Annotated in this window: 22 protein-coding genes; 5 read left to right on the top strand and 17 right to left on the bottom strand. The window is 34.8% G+C overall.

Annotated elements, in window-relative coordinates; all coding sequences use genetic code 11:
• Window positions 1-25 precede the first annotated feature (25 nt).
• Complete coding sequence (locus ABH961_RS10800) at window positions 26-160, top strand: YqzM family protein (RefSeq protein WP_000997609.1); 135 nt, start codon at window positions 26-28, stop codon at window positions 158-160.
• A 29-nt stretch (window positions 161-189) separates the two neighbouring features.
• On the opposite strand, the gene ABH961_RS10795 is transcribed toward ABH961_RS10800, so the two are convergent.
• The 3 genes from ABH961_RS10795 to ABH961_RS10785 form a co-directional block, all read right to left on the bottom strand.
• Window positions 190-2,511 (bottom strand): DNA internalization-related competence protein ComEC/Rec2, encoded by a 2,322-nt coding sequence (locus ABH961_RS10795; RefSeq protein WP_098642269.1) that lies wholly within the window; start codon window positions 2,509-2,511, stop codon window positions 190-192.
• Window positions 2,512-2,525: 14 nt separating this feature from the next.
• Complete coding sequence (locus tag ABH961_RS10790) at window positions 2,526-3,083, bottom strand: ComE operon protein 2 (protein ID WP_000439786.1); 558 nt, start codon at window positions 3,081-3,083, stop codon at window positions 2,526-2,528.
• A 63-nt stretch (window positions 3,084-3,146) separates the two neighbouring features.
• Complete coding sequence (locus ABH961_RS10785) at window positions 3,147-3,746, bottom strand: helix-hairpin-helix domain-containing protein (protein ID WP_098076746.1); 600 nt, start codon at window positions 3,744-3,746, stop codon at window positions 3,147-3,149.
• A 77-nt stretch (window positions 3,747-3,823) separates the two neighbouring features.
• Here ABH961_RS10785 and comER point away from each other — a divergent pair, with 77 nt between their 5' ends.
• Window positions 3,824-4,651, top strand: coding sequence for a late competence protein ComER (gene comER / locus ABH961_RS10780; protein WP_098076748.1), 828 nt, complete (start codon window positions 3,824-3,826; stop codon window positions 4,649-4,651).
• Between the two features lie 171 nt (window positions 4,652-4,822).
• On the opposite strand, the gene ABH961_RS10775 is transcribed toward comER, so the two are convergent.
• From ABH961_RS10775 to ABH961_RS10740, 8 genes are all read right to left on the bottom strand, one after another.
• Window positions 4,823-5,572, bottom strand: a complete 750-nt coding sequence (locus tag ABH961_RS10775; RefSeq protein WP_000873068.1) for a class I SAM-dependent methyltransferase — start codon at window positions 5,570-5,572, stop codon at window positions 4,823-4,825.
• The gene (gene rsfS / locus ABH961_RS10770) at window positions 5,569-5,925 is read right to left on the bottom strand and encodes a ribosome silencing factor (RefSeq protein ID WP_000653210.1); all 357 of its coding nucleotides are present in this window, start codon (window positions 5,923-5,925) and stop codon (window positions 5,569-5,571) included. The genes ABH961_RS10775 and rsfS overlap by 4 nt, the downstream gene beginning before the upstream one ends.
• Window positions 5,922-6,491 (bottom strand): bis(5'-nucleosyl)-tetraphosphatase (symmetrical) YqeK, encoded by a 570-nt coding sequence (yqeK, locus tag ABH961_RS10765; RefSeq protein ID WP_048541499.1) that lies wholly within the window; start codon window positions 6,489-6,491, stop codon window positions 5,922-5,924. Before yqeK ends, rsfS begins: the two co-directional genes overlap by 4 nt.
• Window positions 6,481-7,050: a nicotinate-nucleotide adenylyltransferase gene (gene nadD / locus ABH961_RS10760; protein ID WP_001226041.1), complete on the bottom strand. Its 570-nt coding sequence runs from the start codon at window positions 7,048-7,050 to the stop codon at window positions 6,481-6,483. Before nadD ends, yqeK begins: the two co-directional genes overlap by 11 nt.
• Window positions 7,051-7,180: 130 nt before the next feature.
• A complete protein-coding gene (gene yhbY, locus ABH961_RS10755; protein ID WP_048541496.1) occupies window positions 7,181-7,483 on the bottom strand; it encodes a ribosome assembly RNA-binding protein YhbY in 303 nt (100 codons plus the stop codon).
• Window positions 7,484-7,488: 5 nt separating this feature from the next.
• On the bottom strand, window positions 7,489-8,322 hold the full coding sequence (gene aroE / locus ABH961_RS10750; RefSeq protein ID WP_048541495.1) for a shikimate dehydrogenase: 834 nt from the start codon (window positions 8,320-8,322) through the stop codon (window positions 7,489-7,491).
• Between the two features lie 15 nt (window positions 8,323-8,337).
• A complete protein-coding gene (yqeH, locus tag ABH961_RS10745; protein ID WP_048541493.1) occupies window positions 8,338-9,444 on the bottom strand; it encodes a ribosome biogenesis GTPase YqeH in 1,107 nt (368 codons plus the stop codon).
• A 3-nt stretch (window positions 9,445-9,447) separates the two neighbouring features.
• Window positions 9,448-9,960 (bottom strand): YqeG family HAD IIIA-type phosphatase, encoded by a 513-nt coding sequence (locus tag ABH961_RS10740; protein WP_048541490.1) that lies wholly within the window; start codon window positions 9,958-9,960, stop codon window positions 9,448-9,450.
• Between the two features lie 247 nt (window positions 9,961-10,207).
• Here ABH961_RS10740 and sda point away from each other — a divergent pair, with 247 nt between their 5' ends.
• Window positions 10,208-10,363, top strand: a complete 156-nt coding sequence (gene sda / locus ABH961_RS10735) for a sporulation histidine kinase inhibitor Sda (protein WP_000853283.1) — start codon at window positions 10,208-10,210, stop codon at window positions 10,361-10,363.
• Between the two features lie 148 nt (window positions 10,364-10,511).
• On the opposite strand, the gene ABH961_RS10730 is transcribed toward sda, so the two are convergent.
• Together ABH961_RS10730 and sigK are read right to left on the bottom strand one after the other, a co-directional pair.
• The gene (locus tag ABH961_RS10730; protein WP_001255007.1) at window positions 10,512-11,300 is read right to left on the bottom strand and encodes a phosphatidylserine decarboxylase; all 789 of its coding nucleotides are present in this window, start codon (window positions 11,298-11,300) and stop codon (window positions 10,512-10,514) included.
• 290 nt (window positions 11,301-11,590) lie between these two features.
• A complete protein-coding gene (sigK, locus tag ABH961_RS10725) occupies window positions 11,591-12,304 on the bottom strand; it encodes an RNA polymerase sporulation sigma factor SigK (protein ID WP_000051382.1) in 714 nt (237 codons plus the stop codon).
• 181 nt (window positions 12,305-12,485) lie between these two features.
• Here sigK and ABH961_RS10720 point away from each other — a divergent pair, with 181 nt between their 5' ends.
• On the top strand, window positions 12,486-13,373 hold the full coding sequence (locus ABH961_RS10720; RefSeq protein ID WP_141519960.1) for a hypothetical protein: 888 nt from the start codon (window positions 12,486-12,488) through the stop codon (window positions 13,371-13,373).
• Between the two features lie 43 nt (window positions 13,374-13,416).
• Here ABH961_RS10720 and ABH961_RS10715 read toward each other — a convergent pair whose 3' ends face one another.
• The 3 genes from ABH961_RS10715 to ABH961_RS10705 form a co-directional block, all read right to left on the bottom strand.
• Complete coding sequence (locus tag ABH961_RS10715) at window positions 13,417-14,910, bottom strand: YcdB/YcdC domain-containing protein (protein ID WP_098642268.1); 1,494 nt, start codon at window positions 14,908-14,910, stop codon at window positions 13,417-13,419.
• A gap of 89 nt (window positions 14,911-14,999) precedes the next feature.
• A complete protein-coding gene (gene rpmG / locus ABH961_RS10710; RefSeq protein ID WP_001265617.1) occupies window positions 15,000-15,149 on the bottom strand; it encodes a 50S ribosomal protein L33 in 150 nt (49 codons plus the stop codon).
• A 144-nt stretch (window positions 15,150-15,293) separates the two neighbouring features.
• On the bottom strand, window positions 15,294-15,917 hold the full coding sequence (locus tag ABH961_RS10705) for a nitroreductase family protein (RefSeq protein WP_098642267.1): 624 nt from the start codon (window positions 15,915-15,917) through the stop codon (window positions 15,294-15,296).
• Window positions 15,918-16,265: 348 nt separating this feature from the next.
• On the opposite strand from ABH961_RS10705, the gene ABH961_RS10700 reads away from it, so the two are divergent.
• Window positions 16,266-16,916, top strand: coding sequence for a GTP pyrophosphokinase (locus tag ABH961_RS10700; RefSeq protein WP_000456212.1), 651 nt, complete (start codon window positions 16,266-16,268; stop codon window positions 16,914-16,916).
• 75 nt (window positions 16,917-16,991) lie between these two features.
• Here the strand turns inward: ABH961_RS10700 and ABH961_RS10695 are convergent, their stop codons facing one another.
• Complete coding sequence (locus tag ABH961_RS10695; protein WP_048541481.1) at window positions 16,992-17,459, bottom strand: hypothetical protein; 468 nt, start codon at window positions 17,457-17,459, stop codon at window positions 16,992-16,994.
• Between the last annotated feature and the right edge of the window lie 55 nt (window positions 17,460-17,514).

Genomic DNA, 17,514 nt, shown 5'->3' with positions numbered 1-17,514 from the left:
GTGGAATGTTGGGGAGGGATTCTAAATGAATGATTTTGAACAGAACGTTCAAAGTAAACGCAATGACGCTATTGATTCAGGGGTAGGATTTATCGTCTCATTTGGTTTTTTCGCAACACTTTTCATCATTGCAACTGTTATTAAATTTATCGGTTCTTAAAGACTGCTGCTTACTGGCAGTCTTCTTTTTTATCTATCATGTGTTTCATCATATGTGATTTTGCTACGAAAGGTTCCGTGTTCCACTTTAAACACATAGGAAATAGCGCCTTGCTTATCCGTACGCCATATTTCAATCCCCATCTTCTCCAAACGCTCTATCACTTCCTTATGAGGATGCCCATACCTATTACGCTCACCGACAGAAATAATCGCTACATCAGGCTGTACAGCGCTCAAAAAAGGCACTATAGATGACGTATTACTCCCATGATGAGCAACCTTTAAAACATCCGCCCGTAAATCTGGATACGTAGCTATTAAAAATTTCTCTCCTTCTTCTTCTAAATCACCTGTAAACAGCCACGTTGCCCCTCCTAATTTTGCCCATATTACAATTGAAGCATTATTTTCACTTCTTGCTTTTCCTGTTGGAGCTAACACAAAAAATTCTGCTTCATTTACGCTCCAACTCTCTCCTTCCCCCACTTCACTTATTTTCACTGCCTTTTCTAATGCCTGTTTCTTTAATAATTTTTCTAATACCGCATCTTGTTCTTTTCGGCCAAATACAACTTCTTTTACGGTTATATTTGATAATAACTCTTGCGCAGCACCTATATGATCCGCATCTCCATGCGTTACAATTAATTTATCAATTGTTTTAATCCCTTCCTTTTGTAAATAAGGGATTAAAATATCATTTCCAACAGAAAATTCATGCTTTTTCCGTTGCCATTCTTCCTTATTTGCACGCATTGTGCCACCGGTATCAATGAGGTAAATCCCTTTATCGTACGGGAGGCGAATTAAAATTGCGTCTCCCTGTCCAACATCAAGAAATGTAACACTCCCACTTTCTCGAAAATACGGATATACATAATGACATGTACAAACAAAAAGAAATATACCCGAAGCTACGAACATAATTTTCTTCGACACCCGCCTTTCCCAAACCATCAATATACTAACAATACTCGCGTAATATAGAGCTACAAGAAGTATAGATGTTTGCCCGAAAACAAGGCGGATAAACGGTAAATTTTCACAATAACTTAGAAAATCATTAGAAAGATTCAAACCTATTGATAGTACATTCGCAAGTCCTTTTGCAAGAAACGGGACGATCGGTATACATACCAAAACGATAATACTACCCGGCAATACAATAAGAGATAAAAACGGAACGTATAGGATATTAAGAAAAATACTATATGGAGAAAAATAACCGAAGTGATATAACAAAATCGGAGTACTAACGAGTTGTGAAATAAAAGAAATATAAATGGAATTTCGGATTACTCCATTACTACTATCTAGTAAAAGCGGGGCTGACAAAAGCAAGGCGAAACTACCAACGAACGAAAACTGAAAGCCAATATTAAAAACAAGATACGGATCAAATATAAGCATGCATATAGCTGTAACGCTTAAAGCATCTAAGCTAGATAAACGAATAGAACATATGAAAGCAATCAACATCAAAACTCCTGTTATAGAAGCTCTTATAACAGACGGTGATGCTCCTGCTAAAATCATATATAGAGGAATACAAAAGATAAGACATACTGTCGCTACCTCCCTCGTTACACCACTTCTTAGCAAAATAAAATACACAATCACCATTAACAATACGATATGCGATCCTGAAATCGCCAACAAATGTACAAGACCAAATTGCTGATATTGCTCTTCAACTTCAAATGTCATTTGTTGTCTATCACCGAATACTAATGCATTCATAAAAGCACCTGATTGCGCTGGAAACATTTCTGTAACGCCCAAGATTGCTTGCTGTCTCAAAAGAAGAATCCATTGCACGAGTGACAACGATGTTTTTTGGCATTCAGAAATATATGTAGCCTCCAATATGAAATGAATATTTTGCTTATACAAATAATCACGATAATTAAAACCATGAAAATTCCGAGCTATTGGTGGTTCTTTCCTCTCACCTTCGAATACACATGATACTCCTGCATGTAATTGTCGCAGTTGTTTCTTTTCCAAGGCCGATTTAATTTTGTAACTTAACTGCACTATATTTTTATTCTGATCTTCAACTTGAAATGTTAGGCGATCCCCGTTAATAAGAGGTGTATTTTGTATTAATCCCCTTGTAACTTCGTAAGGTCCTCCTAGAGGCTTGTTTTTCCCTTGAATATACGTAGTGTACATAGCGCCACTAAAACACGCTAACATACAAAAAAAGAAGGTTTTACGCGAAGTACGGTATAAACAATAGAAAACATACAAAACGAGACAACAAGTCAGCAATAAAACTGAAGTGGAAAAGGCAATTGCAATCCCTATGATAAACGAGATTGCAACATAGCCCCATTGTCCATACAACTCATACTCACTCCTTATAGCATCATTTTTGCTTTCGTGAATACATGCTGTAATTCTTCCATTGATAAGTTTTCTTTTTCTAAAGATGCAAATAGTTCTTTTAACTCCATATGACGCTTTTGATCCTCTAATGCTGCAATATTATATTCTAGCGGAACGTGTTTCACTGTTACATTCGCTTTTTCAAATAACTCTACGGCATATGGATGATTTTTATAATCCTGCGCATAATAAACTGCTGTAATACCACTTTGAATAATCGCCTTACAGCATTGTAAACAAGGGAAATGCGTAACATAAATTTCCGCTTCCTCCGTTTTCACACCGAATTTTGCACACTGTAATAAAGCATTCATTTCTGCGTGAATTGTACGAACACAATGATTATCAATAACGTAGCATCCATCATCTATACAATGTACGCCACCTTTAATTGAACCATTATATCCACCAGCAATAATTCGTTTATCACGAACGATTGTCGCTCCTACTGCAAGCCTTGTACATGTACTACGTAAAGATAGCAGATGGCTTTGCGTCATAAAATATTGATCCCATGAAATTCGTTCCATATTTTTCACCTACTTTTTTGTCTACTTGTAGTGTAGCGAATGAAGAAAAACTTCGTCAATCTTTTACGGAATAATAATTTGATCTTTTATTTTTTCCAATGACTTCACACCAATCCCATCAATCTCTAACAAATCTTCTATTTTCTGAAAAGGACCATGTTCTTCTCGATATTTCAGAATACTTTCTGCTTTCCGAGAACCAATGCCTGTAATTTTTTCAAGTTGTTCTTTAGAAGCCGCATTTATTTGAACTTTCCCCTCCCCCTTTGAAATAGCAGCTACCTCTTGCACTTGTTCGTTTTCATTCGGTACATAAAGGATCATTTGGTCTTGTACCATTTGTGCTAAATTCACCTTCTTCCTATCTGCCTCGGGTAAAAAACCACCTGCCTTTTCAATAGCATCCTTGACCCGGTCCCCTTCTTTCATTTCATACACCCCTTCTTTAACAACAGCCCCTTTCATATCAATTACAATTATTTTTTTCTGCTGCTTTGTATCCGATATTTTCGGTTTACTTTTTTTCTCTATCTCTTTCGCTTGCACATCCGTTGCAACGACCGTTCGCTCTGTATGCTGGTTCGTTTTCCAAAAAAGAAGAAAAAGTACAGTTCCAATAATAGCTACTAACCCTAACCATTTCTTTGGAAAATCCCACATCATTTTACACCTCTAATCATAAATTTATAACATCATTCATATTGTTTAGGAGAAAGCTGTTACGAAGGAGGGATGAAACATTGAACATAGGAATTATAGGGACAGGGAACATGGGGAATATACTAATCGACGCATTTTTAGAAACCCGTGCTGTCAAACCTTCGTGCCTTACAATCATTAATCGAACGCCCGCCAAAGCATATCATATAAAGGAAAAATACCCTTCTGTTCATATAGCCAAAACTATCGATGAGGTAATCGAACGATCACATCTTATTTTTATTTGTGTAAAGCCGATAGATATATACCCGATCCTACAAAAATACGCTGAACATTTTTCTGATGAAAAGTGCTTAGTTTCTATCACAAGTCCAATATCTCCGTCACAATTAGAGACACTTGTACCTTGCCACGTTGCACGTATCATTCCAAGCATTACAAACCGCGCCCTGTCTGGTGCATCACTATTTACATTTGGAAGTAAATGCTCTGAAGAGTGGCAACAAAAGCTATTTCGCCTATTCAAAAACATTTCTACTCCCCTTATGATAGAAGAAGATATAACGCGCGTTTCATCTGATATAGCAAGCTGCGGCCCTGCATTCTTTAGTTATTTATTACAATGTTTCATTAACGCTGCTGTAGATAAAACAAATATTACACATGAAGAAGCCACTACTTTAGTAAGTGAAATGGTCGTTGGAATGGGGAAACTACTTGAAAAAGAGATTTTCACATTGCCTACTTTACAAGAAAAAGTATGTGTTAAAGGCGGCGTTACAGGAGAAGGCATTCGTGTTTTAGAAGAACATGTTGGGGATATGTTTCATAAATTAATTGAGCGAACACATGAGAAATTTGATGAAGATTTAAAATGCGTCGATCAACAATTCAATAAACACACATAATAAATACGTCATCGTCATTCCAAATCCTTTTTATAAATACTTACTTTTTTACATTACATTTTCACTTAAACTAGCATTTTCACACTTCACGTATATCATCTTCCTATTATGCTAGAACTAAAATTACAACTTCTTTATAAAACAAAAGCAACCTTCTCGGTTGCTTTTGTTTTATGCGTTTTTCTTCGCCATGAAGAAAATACGCTCTGTTTGTTCTGTAACTTCAAGTCGCTCAAAGTCACCAGTGACGCGAAGCACGGTAAAACCAGCTTCTTCAAGCCATTTCGTTAACTCTTCAACCTGATATGCACGTTGCACGTGACATTCGTCAAAACGATGGTACACATCTTCTTCTGGGTCTTGAACAAAGAATGTTAAATCATGTTCTACACTATTTGATTCTTCACCAGGGAAGCAATTCCAAATAAGAGATATTTCTTCTCCATTCACTGTGTATGTTTCATTTTGAAATACATGATGTATTTTATATAAAGAATGTACATCAAATAAAAACAAACCATCTTGACGTAAATGGTGAAACACTCTTCGAAATGTTTCTTGCACTCCATCTTCTTGCAATACATAATTTAATGAATCACAAAAGATCGTTACACAGTCAAACTCACCTGGAACATCAAGCTCTCGCATGTCTTGTTGGTAAAAAGGAATAAAGTATCCTTCTCCGCCTAGTTTTTGCTGAGCGACCGTTAACATCTCTTCTGAAAGATCGACACCGATTAAATCGTAACCCTTTTGTACAAGCGGAAGTGTTACATTACCAGTACCGCATGCTACATCAAGAATTTTCGCCTCTTTCATATCCGCTTGCTGTAAACTTTCCTCTGTGAATTCCACCCATTTATCATAAGGAACATCATTCATTAGTTCGTCGTACAACAATGCAAATTGTTCGTATTTCATTGGTCTAGCTCGTCTGTAATATCCTCACGTGGCACATCGCCCCAAAGACGCTCTAAATTATAGTGATTACGCTCATCTTTATGGAATACATGAGCAACTACATCTCCAAGGTCAACTAGTACCCAGCGTGCTTCGTCAAAACCTTCCATACGTTGTACGTCGATTTGGAACTCATGTGCTTTTGATTTAATTTCACGCGCAATTGCTTGCACTTGCTTATCTGAGTTACCGTGACAAATAATGAAATAATCTGCAATTGGTGAAATACCTTGCATATTTAGGACAACCATATCTTCTGCTCTCTTATCATCAGCTGCTTTTGCTGCTAATACTAATAACTCTTTATCTTTCATTTACTAATTTCCTCCTTGATAACTGCGTTGTATGTTTGGAATGTTAATGGATAAATCGTTTGATTTTTTTCCATTAAAAATTGAATTGTTCGCTTTAACGCAAATAATAAAGCTTGATTTATATCCGTATATGCGAGTTTACGAGCTTCCTCCACCCCTGGAAACTTTCGCCCAGGCTCAATGTAATCAGCTACATAAATTACTTTATCTAACATCGTCATTTTCTCATGACCACTTGTATGATATGTAATAGCTTGCAGGATTTCATGATCCGTAATGCCTACTTCTTTTTCTACTAAGTATGCCCCAACAGGCGCATGCCATAACTCTTTGTTATAACAAAGTAAATCTTTCGGCAAATCTTCACTTTTAATAATCTCTTCCATCTCAGAAATCGCTCTACACTTCGCATAATCATGGAATATAGCTGCAACTTCAGCCTTTTTTTCATCCACACCGTATAACTTAGCAAGTTCAATTGCTGTCTCCATTACACCTATTGTGTGTATATAACGTTTTTCATGCATTTGTTGTTTGACAATATGAAGTGCTTTCTCACGATTCATACAACCCATTCCTCTCGATATACACCTGTACTTTTTCAGGAAGTAAATATTTACATGTTCGCTTCTCTTTATATCTCTCACGCAATAAAGATGAAGAAACTGCAAACTCCGGAATTTCCACAGTGGTGATAGGATAAGGCGTACGCAATGTATAACCAGGTCTTGCAACCCCAACAAACGTCACAAGATCGAGTAACGCTTCAATGTTATACCACTTCGGTAAATACTCAACCATATCTCCACCAATAATAAAGTGAAACTGCACATCCGGATACTTCTTCGTCAATTGTAACATAGTGTCATACGTATAAGATGGGCCCTTCCTGCTTAGCTCTTCTAAACAAATAGAAAAATGTTCCTCCGCCTCAGTCGCAAGCTCTAACATTTGTAAGCGATTTTCTACACTTGTAATATTCCGTCCTTGTTTATGCGGTGGAATTTGGTTCGGTAAGAACCATACTTCTTCTAAATTCAAAGCATGATATACTTCATTTGCAATTAGCAAATGCCCATAATGTGGCGGATCAAATGTACCGCCAATGATGCCAATTTTTCTCAAAAGAAACGCCCCTTCCTTTTACCTACAGTAACTCTCTTCATTCCTATCCGAAGAGAGTTCACTGTTAATAAAAGTTCAATTGGTTTCGCTCTCTACATCATTACGCACTAACGATAAAAAATAGCATATGCTAGTCTTTTGATCGAGGAAGTTTAATTTGTTTATTTTCTCTAGATTCTTTGTATAAAACGATTGTACTTCCAATTACTTGAACGATTTCAGCACGTGCGCCTTTTGCAAGTTCTTCTGCAACTTCACGACGATCGAATTCACAGTTTTGTAGCACACTTACTTTAAATAGTTCACGAACTTCTAAAGTATCTGCGATTTGTTTAATCATATTTTCATTTACTCCGCCTTTTCCTACTTGAAAAATTGGTGTTAAATGATGTGCTTGTGCACGTAAAAATCTTTTTTGTTTTCCTGTTAACATATATGTTAGCCTCCAAGCTTTCTTATAACTAATTGTTTCATTCTATCGATATTCGGTACACGCCCTGTCCACATTTCAAATGCAAGTGCACCTTGATAAACAAACATATCAATACCATTTTGAATCATTGCACCTTGCTCTTTTGCCTCATATAAAATTTTCGTTTCAAATGGATTATAAATTATATCTGATACAATCGTCCCTTTTTTTAACGAAGAAATTTGTAATGGCGTATATTCGACGCGTGGATGCATACCTATTGTTGTCGTCTGAATGATAATATCATAATTCCCTTGTTCTTCTGTTGCTTTTTCTAGCGATAAAGCAACAGAATTAACAGTAGCTGTACATGCAGCAATAAGTTCTTTCGCCTTATCTACTGTACGATTAGCTACATCAATCTCTTTCACACCTACATCAGCAAGAGAAAAATAAATAGCTCGACTAGCACCACCTGCGCCAAGCAATAAAATACGTTTCTCCTGAAGTGGTTCACTACTAATTGACTGCAGCGCTCGGACAAAACCAATTCCATCTGTATTGTAGCCAATCAATTTCCCATCCTTATGAACCACTGTATTTACTGCACCAATTTGTTTTGCTAGCGGGTCAATCTCATCCAAATAATCCATAATAGCAACTTTGTGCGGAGTGGTTACATTAAATCCTGAAATACCTAATGCTTTTAAACCTCTTACTGCTTCCCCTAGCACTTCCTCTTTAACAAGAAATGCATGATAATGGGCATCCATATTCAAGTGTTCAAATGCATCGTTATGCATAACAGGCGATAATGAATGTCCAATTGGATTTCCGATTACACCATATAATTGTTTCATAAATCCCTCTCCATATTAAATTAAAGATTTACGTAGCGAAACACTTACTCCTTTTGGTACGTGTGCAACAATTTTTGCTCCCGGTTCGTTTACCGTAACCCATCCTAATCCAGAGAATACAACATCCGTTTTTGGTTCACGAATATTAAATTCGTATTTCACTAACTCTGGCATATTTTCTAATTCTTCTGGTGTTGGCGGGCTTAGTAAATCCCCAGCATGATTTTTATACAATTCATCTGCTTTCTCAAGCTTTGTACGATGGATTGTTAAACGATTCGAGAAGTGACAAGTAAATGCACGACGACCACCACTTACATAATCAAAACGTGCCAATCCACTGAAGAATAATGTTTGTTCTTCATTTAATTGGAACACCATTGGCTTAATTTCTTTTGTTGGTGTAATAAGCTTTAAGCTTTCTTTTCCAACATAATGAGCCATTTGATGGTGGTTAATAATACCTGGCGTATCATATAAAGAAGATTCTTCGTCTAACGGAATATCAATTAAATCAAGTGTTGTTCCTGGGAAATGAGATGTTGTAATTACATTTTCAGTCTCATCACTAAATTCTTTAATCATACGATTAATAAATGTTGATTTTCCTACATTCGTACATCCAACAACGTAAACATCTTTTCCGCCGCGGTAATACTCAATAGCATCTGCCAACTCAGCAATCCCTTGTCCCTTTGCTGCACTAATTAAAAAGACATCTTCTGGCTTTAATCCTAGCTGCTTTGCACTATAGCGCATCCAATGCTTTACTTTATCATGTTTTACTGACTTAGGAATTAAATCAGCTTTATTTCCAACAAGTAATACTTTATTATTTCCCACGAAACGATGTAGGCCAGGTAACCAGCTACCATTAAAATCAAAAATATCTACAATTTTAACTACTAACGCATCCGATTTTCCAATTCCATTTAAAATGCGTAGGAAGTCATCATCTGTTAATGATACATCTTGAATTTCGTTATAATGTTTCAAGCGAAAACAGCGTTGACAAATTACTTGTTCTTTCTCTAAAGATGAGGTAGGAGCATATCCCACTTCGTTTTTATCTTCTGTTTGAATTTCTACACCGCAACCAATACATTTAATTGTTTCAGTCAAACTTTATTCCTCCCAGTTAATTAAACCTTTTTTCTTCATATTTCTCATAATTTTTCGTTCAATTTTCCGATTAAAGCGCGTTACTAATCCGTCGGTTTGTGCTACCGGTACAACTAAAATTGTATGAAGTCCCACTCGGTTTCCACCTAAAACATCCGTTAGTAACTGATCTCCAATTACTACAACTTCATCTGGTTGCAGGTGCATCTCTTGTATCGCACGCTTAAACGCGCGAACAAATGGTTTACGCGCACTATGAATAAATGGAATACCTAATGGATCAGCAAAGTCTTTCACACGTTGCTCATTATTATTTGAAACGACCGTTACTTGAATACCTTGCTCTTTCATTTTCAAAAACCATTCTTCAAGTTGTGGCGTTGCATTTGGACGATCCCATTCAATTAACGTGTTATCTAAATCAGTAATGACACCTTTAATTCCACGTTTTTTCAAATCTTCTGGTTGAACATGATATACATTTTTCACATATTCATTTGGTAAAAATAGCTTCAATTTCTTTCACCTCTTTGAGGAGTTTTCATAAAAATTTTTCGACAACATATTTCGATATATGACCTGTGGATAAAATTGTACACATTTTCCACATTAATTTTTCAGCTAATTTGGAATTTACTAACAATCTATACACATTTTATCCACCTAGGTATGTGGATAACCACTCGTTTGTGACTGTCATATTTTTTTGGTACATTAAATGCAACAACGAATCAATCCTTAAATTATTAGGAGGTGACTCACCTTGAAAACAAAATATATGGAACAGTTGTCTACTGAGTTACTCACTGAGTCTTATTATAAAGCAAAAGAACTAAAATTAAATCCCGACTTCATTTTACTTATAAAACAAGAAATGATTAGACGCTCATTAGAGGACAAGCTTGTCAAATCGTCTTGATTACATATAAAGTGAAATTTTAATGAGCTAACTTGTAAAAAGAGCCATCCTGCGATGGCTCTCGAATAAACAAGTACTCCCATCTAGGGAATTTCGTCATTAAGCATCTTTGTCCATAACTCTTGCTTACAGTTATAAAATGTTTTCTTTACTTATGAGCCGAACGAGTAGCAATTTTTTCACCAAGACGAAGCTCTTGTCCACTCTTCAATTCCTGCACTACTTCTATCATATCTTTTTCAAACAATAACACAACTGTTGAGCCAAATGTAAAGTATGCCATTTCTTCACCTTTTTGAACAGTGTCTCTTTCATGCAACAGCTCAATACTATTAACAAACATAGCTCCTACTTTTACAAGTGCCATATGTTCACCGTCACTATTTACTTCTGTAACAGAGCGATAATTTTTTGACAATGGCTCTTTCCCATATTCCATACCAGCTGCATTTACCGGATATGACTTTCTACCAAGTACAAACCTTTCAGTCACAGAACCAGAAAGCGGACTATGAATACGATGATAATGACTTGGGCTTAAATAAATAACCATGTATGTACCACCTGCATATCGCTTTGCACGTTCTTCATTACCTAGCATATCCACGATTGAATAACGCTTACCTTTAATATCAAATGTTTTTGTGTCCTCAATAGGACCGTGATCAGCAAAAACACCATCAACAGGACTAACGATACTCGATGCATCTGTATCAACACTACGCTTTCCTTCTTTTAGCTTACGCGTAAATAATTCATGCAATGTTCTATATTCCTTCAAACCCTTTTCCATCTCATCTTGGTTAATTTGAAAAACTTTCGCATACGATGGAATAATGATAGAGCTCAAACGAGATTGTGCAAATTTACGTAATATATAAGAAGTAAAACGACCATTTGTAAGTTCGATCATAAGTCGATATAATGTACGTCGCAAATTGCGAAACCTCCTAATCAGTCTATAACTTTAGCTTCCCCTTCTTTTCCTTCTATATCATATGTAAAATTGGTTCTTATTCCCACATATCATATAGAACTGTTTCATTATACATGCGGAAAACTAAGTATGGTATTATTCTTAAATTGTTTAGCACCCTCTAATATTACAGATAGAATCCGTCATTTTCAACAGTGAACATAGATTTCTTCTGAACACAACTCTTTTTCTTTCCTTATTTACAAAAAGAAAAGCAGCCCATTTTAAAATATGGCTGCTTGCAATGTACATTATTCTTTCGCTTTTTTCTCTTTCTCAGCTCTTACAAATTCATGGAACATTTTCATTAGAGCGCGCTTTTCAATTCTTGATACGTAGCTTCTGGAAATACCAAGTGCCTTTGCAATCTCTCGTTGCGTTTTCTCCTTATCAAGCCCCAGTCCAAAACGCTTCACGATTACTTCTTTCTCCCGTTCGTCTAAAATATCGATATACTCTTTAATCTTTTCTAACTCCATACTAAGCTGAATCATATCAATTACATCTTCAGACTCTGATTTTAATATATCAATAAGCGATATTTCATTCCCCTCTTTATCTTGCCCGATCGGGTCATGAAGTGAAACGTCCTTTTTCGTTTTTTTCAGTACACGTAAATGCATCAAAATTTCATTTTCAATACAGCGTGCTGCATACGTCGCAAGTTTTGTGCCTTTTCCTGCCGAATAGCTCTCGATCGCTTTAATAAGCCCGATTGTACCAATTGAAATTAAATCTTCTGCATCTTCCCCTGTGTTTTCAAATTTCTTAACGATATGAGCTACAAGCCGTAAATTATGTTCAATTAACAAATTCCTCGCTTGAGCATCACCTTGCTCCATTAACTCTAAGTACTTTCTCTCATCGTCTGATGATAACGGCTGCGGAAACGCATTATTCTTTACATAAGAAACAAAGACAAACACTTCTCGAACCATATATCCAATTGCGGCGAATAGACTCAAACCTTTCACCTCCGCCAAAATAGTGGTCTTTATTATGTGTATGTGGGCGTGAGGTTGTTTGTGTCTGTACAGTTTATTTATAAAACTCAACACTTCCAATATTTAAAATATTTTATTGTTATATTATAATTATATAAATTATTAGTTATATATGAATATGCTATTAAAGGGGACACTATTCATGCTTACATTAGATCGATTATTAAATGTAACAATTTATTTAGGGGTATTTTTACTTTTCATTTCGTTCATTACTTTTGTTATTAAGAGAGGACCTGATTTATTATTTTTTCAATTTGGAATTTCTTTGTTTTTTGGAGCTCAAATTATAATTGGAATGAAATTTCTTCATAACTATGGTTTCTCCTTTCACTCAAAACTAGAACTACTTATCTTTATTTTCTATGTAATTGGATTTATTACATGTATACTATTGTTCTTTCAAAATCACTATCGAATTTTTTTATTAATTTGTAGTTTTTTATTTTTAACTGGATCCAATTATTACTTTAAAGAAACATTAAAGTTTAGTGAAAAAATTCCAAAGCAACATAAAACTTTTTTAAGTACAAAAGAAGAAGACTCTTTCCCAAAAGAAGTCCGTAAATTTTCCGAGGATTACAACAATATAATAAGGAATGATTTTTATGAAATACCGATGATTCCCACTGAATTACAGATTACAAGCAAAAAAGATTCTTCCCATAGTACATCTTTCTTAGTTGAACTTCATAATATGGAGGATGAAATTACTGATGACTCTGTACAATTAACTCCATCAGACCGTTTTTATATACTGTTAAATACACAAAAAACAAAAATATCAAAAATAGTATATGAAGGGCGAAATTTTTTCACATTAACAGTCACACTAAAGGCTCTTAATTTACAGCAAGAACCAGAAATTCATAATATGTTTTTAGAAATAGATAAACGTAGAGCAATGAACCTTCTTGATTTCGAAATTAAAGCTCATTCTAAAGAATGGAAAGTAACATTTAAAAGTGATAGTTCTCCTTGCAACCTTCCTATCACATTTACATTTGAAAAACGAACAGGCAAATTATAAAAATAAAAAGAGTTATTTTCTTTGAAAAATAACTCTTTTTATTTTACTTGCTCCAAATTTTCTCCCCAGTATGCGCATCAATATAACGAATTTCTCGACTACAATCGAAGGATTCTTTATAATTTTCATCCGTCGTTTGTCTATACAGTAGTTCGTAGTTCGTTTCCTCTACGTCATTTTCTAAAAACCATTCTAAATTAACTCGCATGGCCCCTCTGTATATTGCTAACGCTTTTTCCTTTTTTACTTTTGGTGTTGTTTCGTATGTAAGCAATTCTTTTATAAGGTTGCTAGACTCTCCGGAATAATGCACCACAGCCCCATTTTCCGCATTGATATTAACCATAAATTGCTTATACTCTGCCGGAATGCCATTCACATATACGGAAAAGATAAACCTTTCAATTCCATCTTCTGCTTCTTCACGTTCTTCCCAAAGACGAAGATATTGTGTGACATCTGGAATAACTTGTTCCAAAAATTGAAGTGCTTTTTGTAAACATTCCTCTCTAGACAGTATTTGCTTTACTTCTTTATCGTCTGTAAGTTTTATAAAACCAGTTAATTCATTCGTAGATTTATCAATCATAATGCACACAAAATTATTATATTTTAACATCGGTAAATGCTTCTTAAAAAATTCATTCATTAAATATGGATTTTTTTCTTCTTTTTGTTTCTGTAATTCCTCTTTTGGAACAAATTTCATCCTTATTTCATCATCATCTTCCGTCTCAGCTACTTTTGTAAAACTGTCTTTATCCCAGTCAAGCAAATCGAATATATCATCTTGCTGGCTACCTTTTTCCATTATTTCAACAGCTACAGTTGGAGGCAATTTATAGTGATCTGGTCCAAACAAATCTTTACCTGTACTTGCATTAATAAACGCATGGCTAGGTTCTGATTCATATACAAGATGGTACCCTTTTACTTCCTCTCCATTTTCATACTCACATGAAGAGTGTGTTAAATCCACAAATACAAGTCTCATATCTTGTCTAGCTTTCAAATTTTCTAAGACGACGTTCTCCTCAACAATTTCACTTGGCCATACCGTTTTTTTCTCGATAGCTTTTTGTCCATTATAACGAAAATGCACAACATTACCTGAAGGACAAACTTGCACGACACATCCTGTATTCGGCAGTGGATAGCCATTCACTTCTTGCATATAATTTACTTCTTTCCAACCACTTCTGTCGTCCTTAACCGTTACATATGTATAACATTCATAACCTTCTTTTGTATATTTTTTTAAAAATACATTTGCAATCTCTCTTGCTTTATTCTCCTCTAGCGCTTCCTTACCACTCGAAAAATATTTTTTATCATCTATACTAAATTCGATTAAATTACCAGTATGTCTATTCAGCGTAATTTGTATCGTTCTCTCCTCATCATCTTTATGCTCCCACCATAATAGATGATATGGGTCATCCACACCTTCTTGATCATCTACAACAAGCCTAAAATCATCTGGAATATCAATCATATGAGCCACTTGCTCTTTTCTTTCTTTATCTTTTTGATTCATCATACCTCTCCCTCATTACAATTTAAGGTAATTATAACAAATAAAACTAAATGGCTATAAACAAAAAGACTAGAGATATCTCTAGTCTTCTACTTCGTCTCACGATGTAGCGTTACTCGCTTTAATCGTGGACAATATTTTTTTAGTTCGATGCGCTCTGGATTGTTTCGTTTATTTTTTTTAGAAATATAATTACGATCACCGCACTCTGTACAAGCTAATGTAATATTTACACGCATATGTAATTCTCCTTTCCTTCAAAGATCGCAAACTAAAACGTAATGATTACGATTTATATATTATATAACTTCATTCTATTTGTCAATTACAAAACAAAAGGGATCTAAATAGAACCCTTTTGTTTAAGTAATCTATACCTTTTTTTAAAATGTTTCATATGTAACAAACTCACTAATCGGCTTTCGATATCCTCGTGGGCGAATTTTAGTAGTATCGCTTTTTCCGATCGTAATCATTAAAACAGGTGCTACATGCTCCGGCATATTTAATTCACTTTGCACTGCTTTTTCATCGAAACCGATCATTGGGCACGTATCATAGCCGTAATATTTAGCTGCATACATAAAAGTCATCGCACTTAACGATGCATTTCTAATCGCTTCCTCTTCCATGAAGCGTTCTCCTTTTCCTTCATATAGCCCTTTCGTTTGCTTAATTGTATCTTTATATTCACATTCATCAATCATCTTTAAAACCTTCATACCAAAATAAATATTTTCGACATTTTGGTATGCTCTCTTATCACCACAAACAAGTATTACCGCAGATGCACTCGAAACTTTATATTGTCTGAAAGCTAACTCTTTTAATCTTTCTTTTCGCTCTTGATCACGAATTACAACATAATGTGTATGTTGCAAATTGTAACAAGATGGCGAAAGCTTTGTTAGCTCAAATATTTTTTTAAAATCCTCATCAGGGATTTCTATTCCTTGTACAAATTTCATTGCGGAACGTCTAGCAATTGCTAATTCTTCAAAGTTCACCGTATAGCCTCCTTAATAACCGTAAATTCAAATATACATTAATTTATACAATTAAATAAATAAAATGAAAACACTTTAAATTATAGATAATGATGCTTTACAAAAAAAGACAAAAATCTGAAACAATTAGTTCATACGAAATTCACACGAATCTATTACTATAAGAATTGTACATAGTGAATTTATTAACAATCACGTTTATTCATATAGAATCTTACTCGAAAGGAGTTGAAAGTATGAAAACTAAATATCGTTTTATGATCTCCTCATTTGCTGCTTGCGCTTATATGCTTTGGTATTTAGTATAATAACAACCTCACTTGTAAATAGGAAAAGGTGTGTATATAAATGGAATATAACCAATCAACAGTTAACTACTGGAAAGCTTTTGTACTACCATATACATTTGCTTTAGAAGAGTTAAAAACTAAATTTGAAATTATGAACCGGGAAGCTCAATTTTTAGAGGATTACAACCCGTTTGAACATATAAAAACAAGATTAAAACAACCTGAAAGTATTATTAAAAAGCTTGAACGTAAAAATTTATTACCGACAGTTGAGAATGCACAAACACATTTACAAGATATCATCGGCATTCGTATTACATGTTGCTTCGTAGAAGATATTTATCATTTAAAAGAAGTCATTCAAAAGCGTGAGGATATGGAAATCATAGAAGTAAAAGATTATATCGCTAATCCAAAGGGAAACGGATATAAAAGTTTACACATGATCATTAAGTATCCTTTATCACTGAATTCTGGTACAAAAGATGTATTTGCAGAAATCCAGTTACGTACACTTGCTATGGACTTTTGGGCAAGTTTAGAACATAAACTTTATTATAAATATGAAGGGAAAATACCTGAGTATTTAAAAGATGAACTACATGATGCGGCAATGAAGGCTGAAGATCTTGATAATAAAATGGCAACAATTCGCCAAGATATTGATGATATCGAAGCATGTTCAAATCAAATTCTATTACCACTATAAAAAGGTTCTCTCCAATGAGAACCTTTTTTATTTCGCTATTTACGGGCAGTAAGACTCCCTGATTAAAGTTTCACTTTATTTCTTCCCTATCGTGCGAACCTCTTCAATTTTCCATCCATCCTCTTCTTTTCCAAGTGCATACTGTACATTTTTCTGAAGAGTGACCTCCCCATCTATTTCCTTTTCCTTTGTTTCAACTACAACATACCCTGCTTTACTAGCTTTCATGTCTATATGTTCCAATTCAATTTTCTTATTTCCCTTTTGAAAAGCGGCTTCTTTTTGTGTTTTTAAGTCTTCAGCACTAGGCAGCTTCTTTGAGAATAACTCCATATGTTCAGCAAGATTTTTTTCATTTGTCGTCCGTACAAATTTCTCCATAACATCTTGAATCGATTTTTCTTCTTCTTTCGTTATTTGTACCTTCTCCTCAATTTTTTTAGTAGTAGATTTTTGTTCTATATAATTCTCCTTGGATTGACATCCAACTAGCAATAATACACCTATTAGAAGGGCTCCTATCCCTCTGAAAAAAGTCCTCATCATTCCCATCTCCTAAAAAGAAAAGTGAGGCATTTCGCCTCACTTTTCTTGATAA

This window comes from Bacillus sp. RC251, from assembly GCF_044908765.1.
GTDB classification, from domain to species: Bacteria; Bacillota; Bacilli; order Bacillales; family Bacillaceae_G; genus Bacillus_A; species Bacillus_A wiedmannii.
Note: the sequence above shows the minus strand (reverse complement) of the source record. Positions and strands in the feature narration are given on the sequence as shown.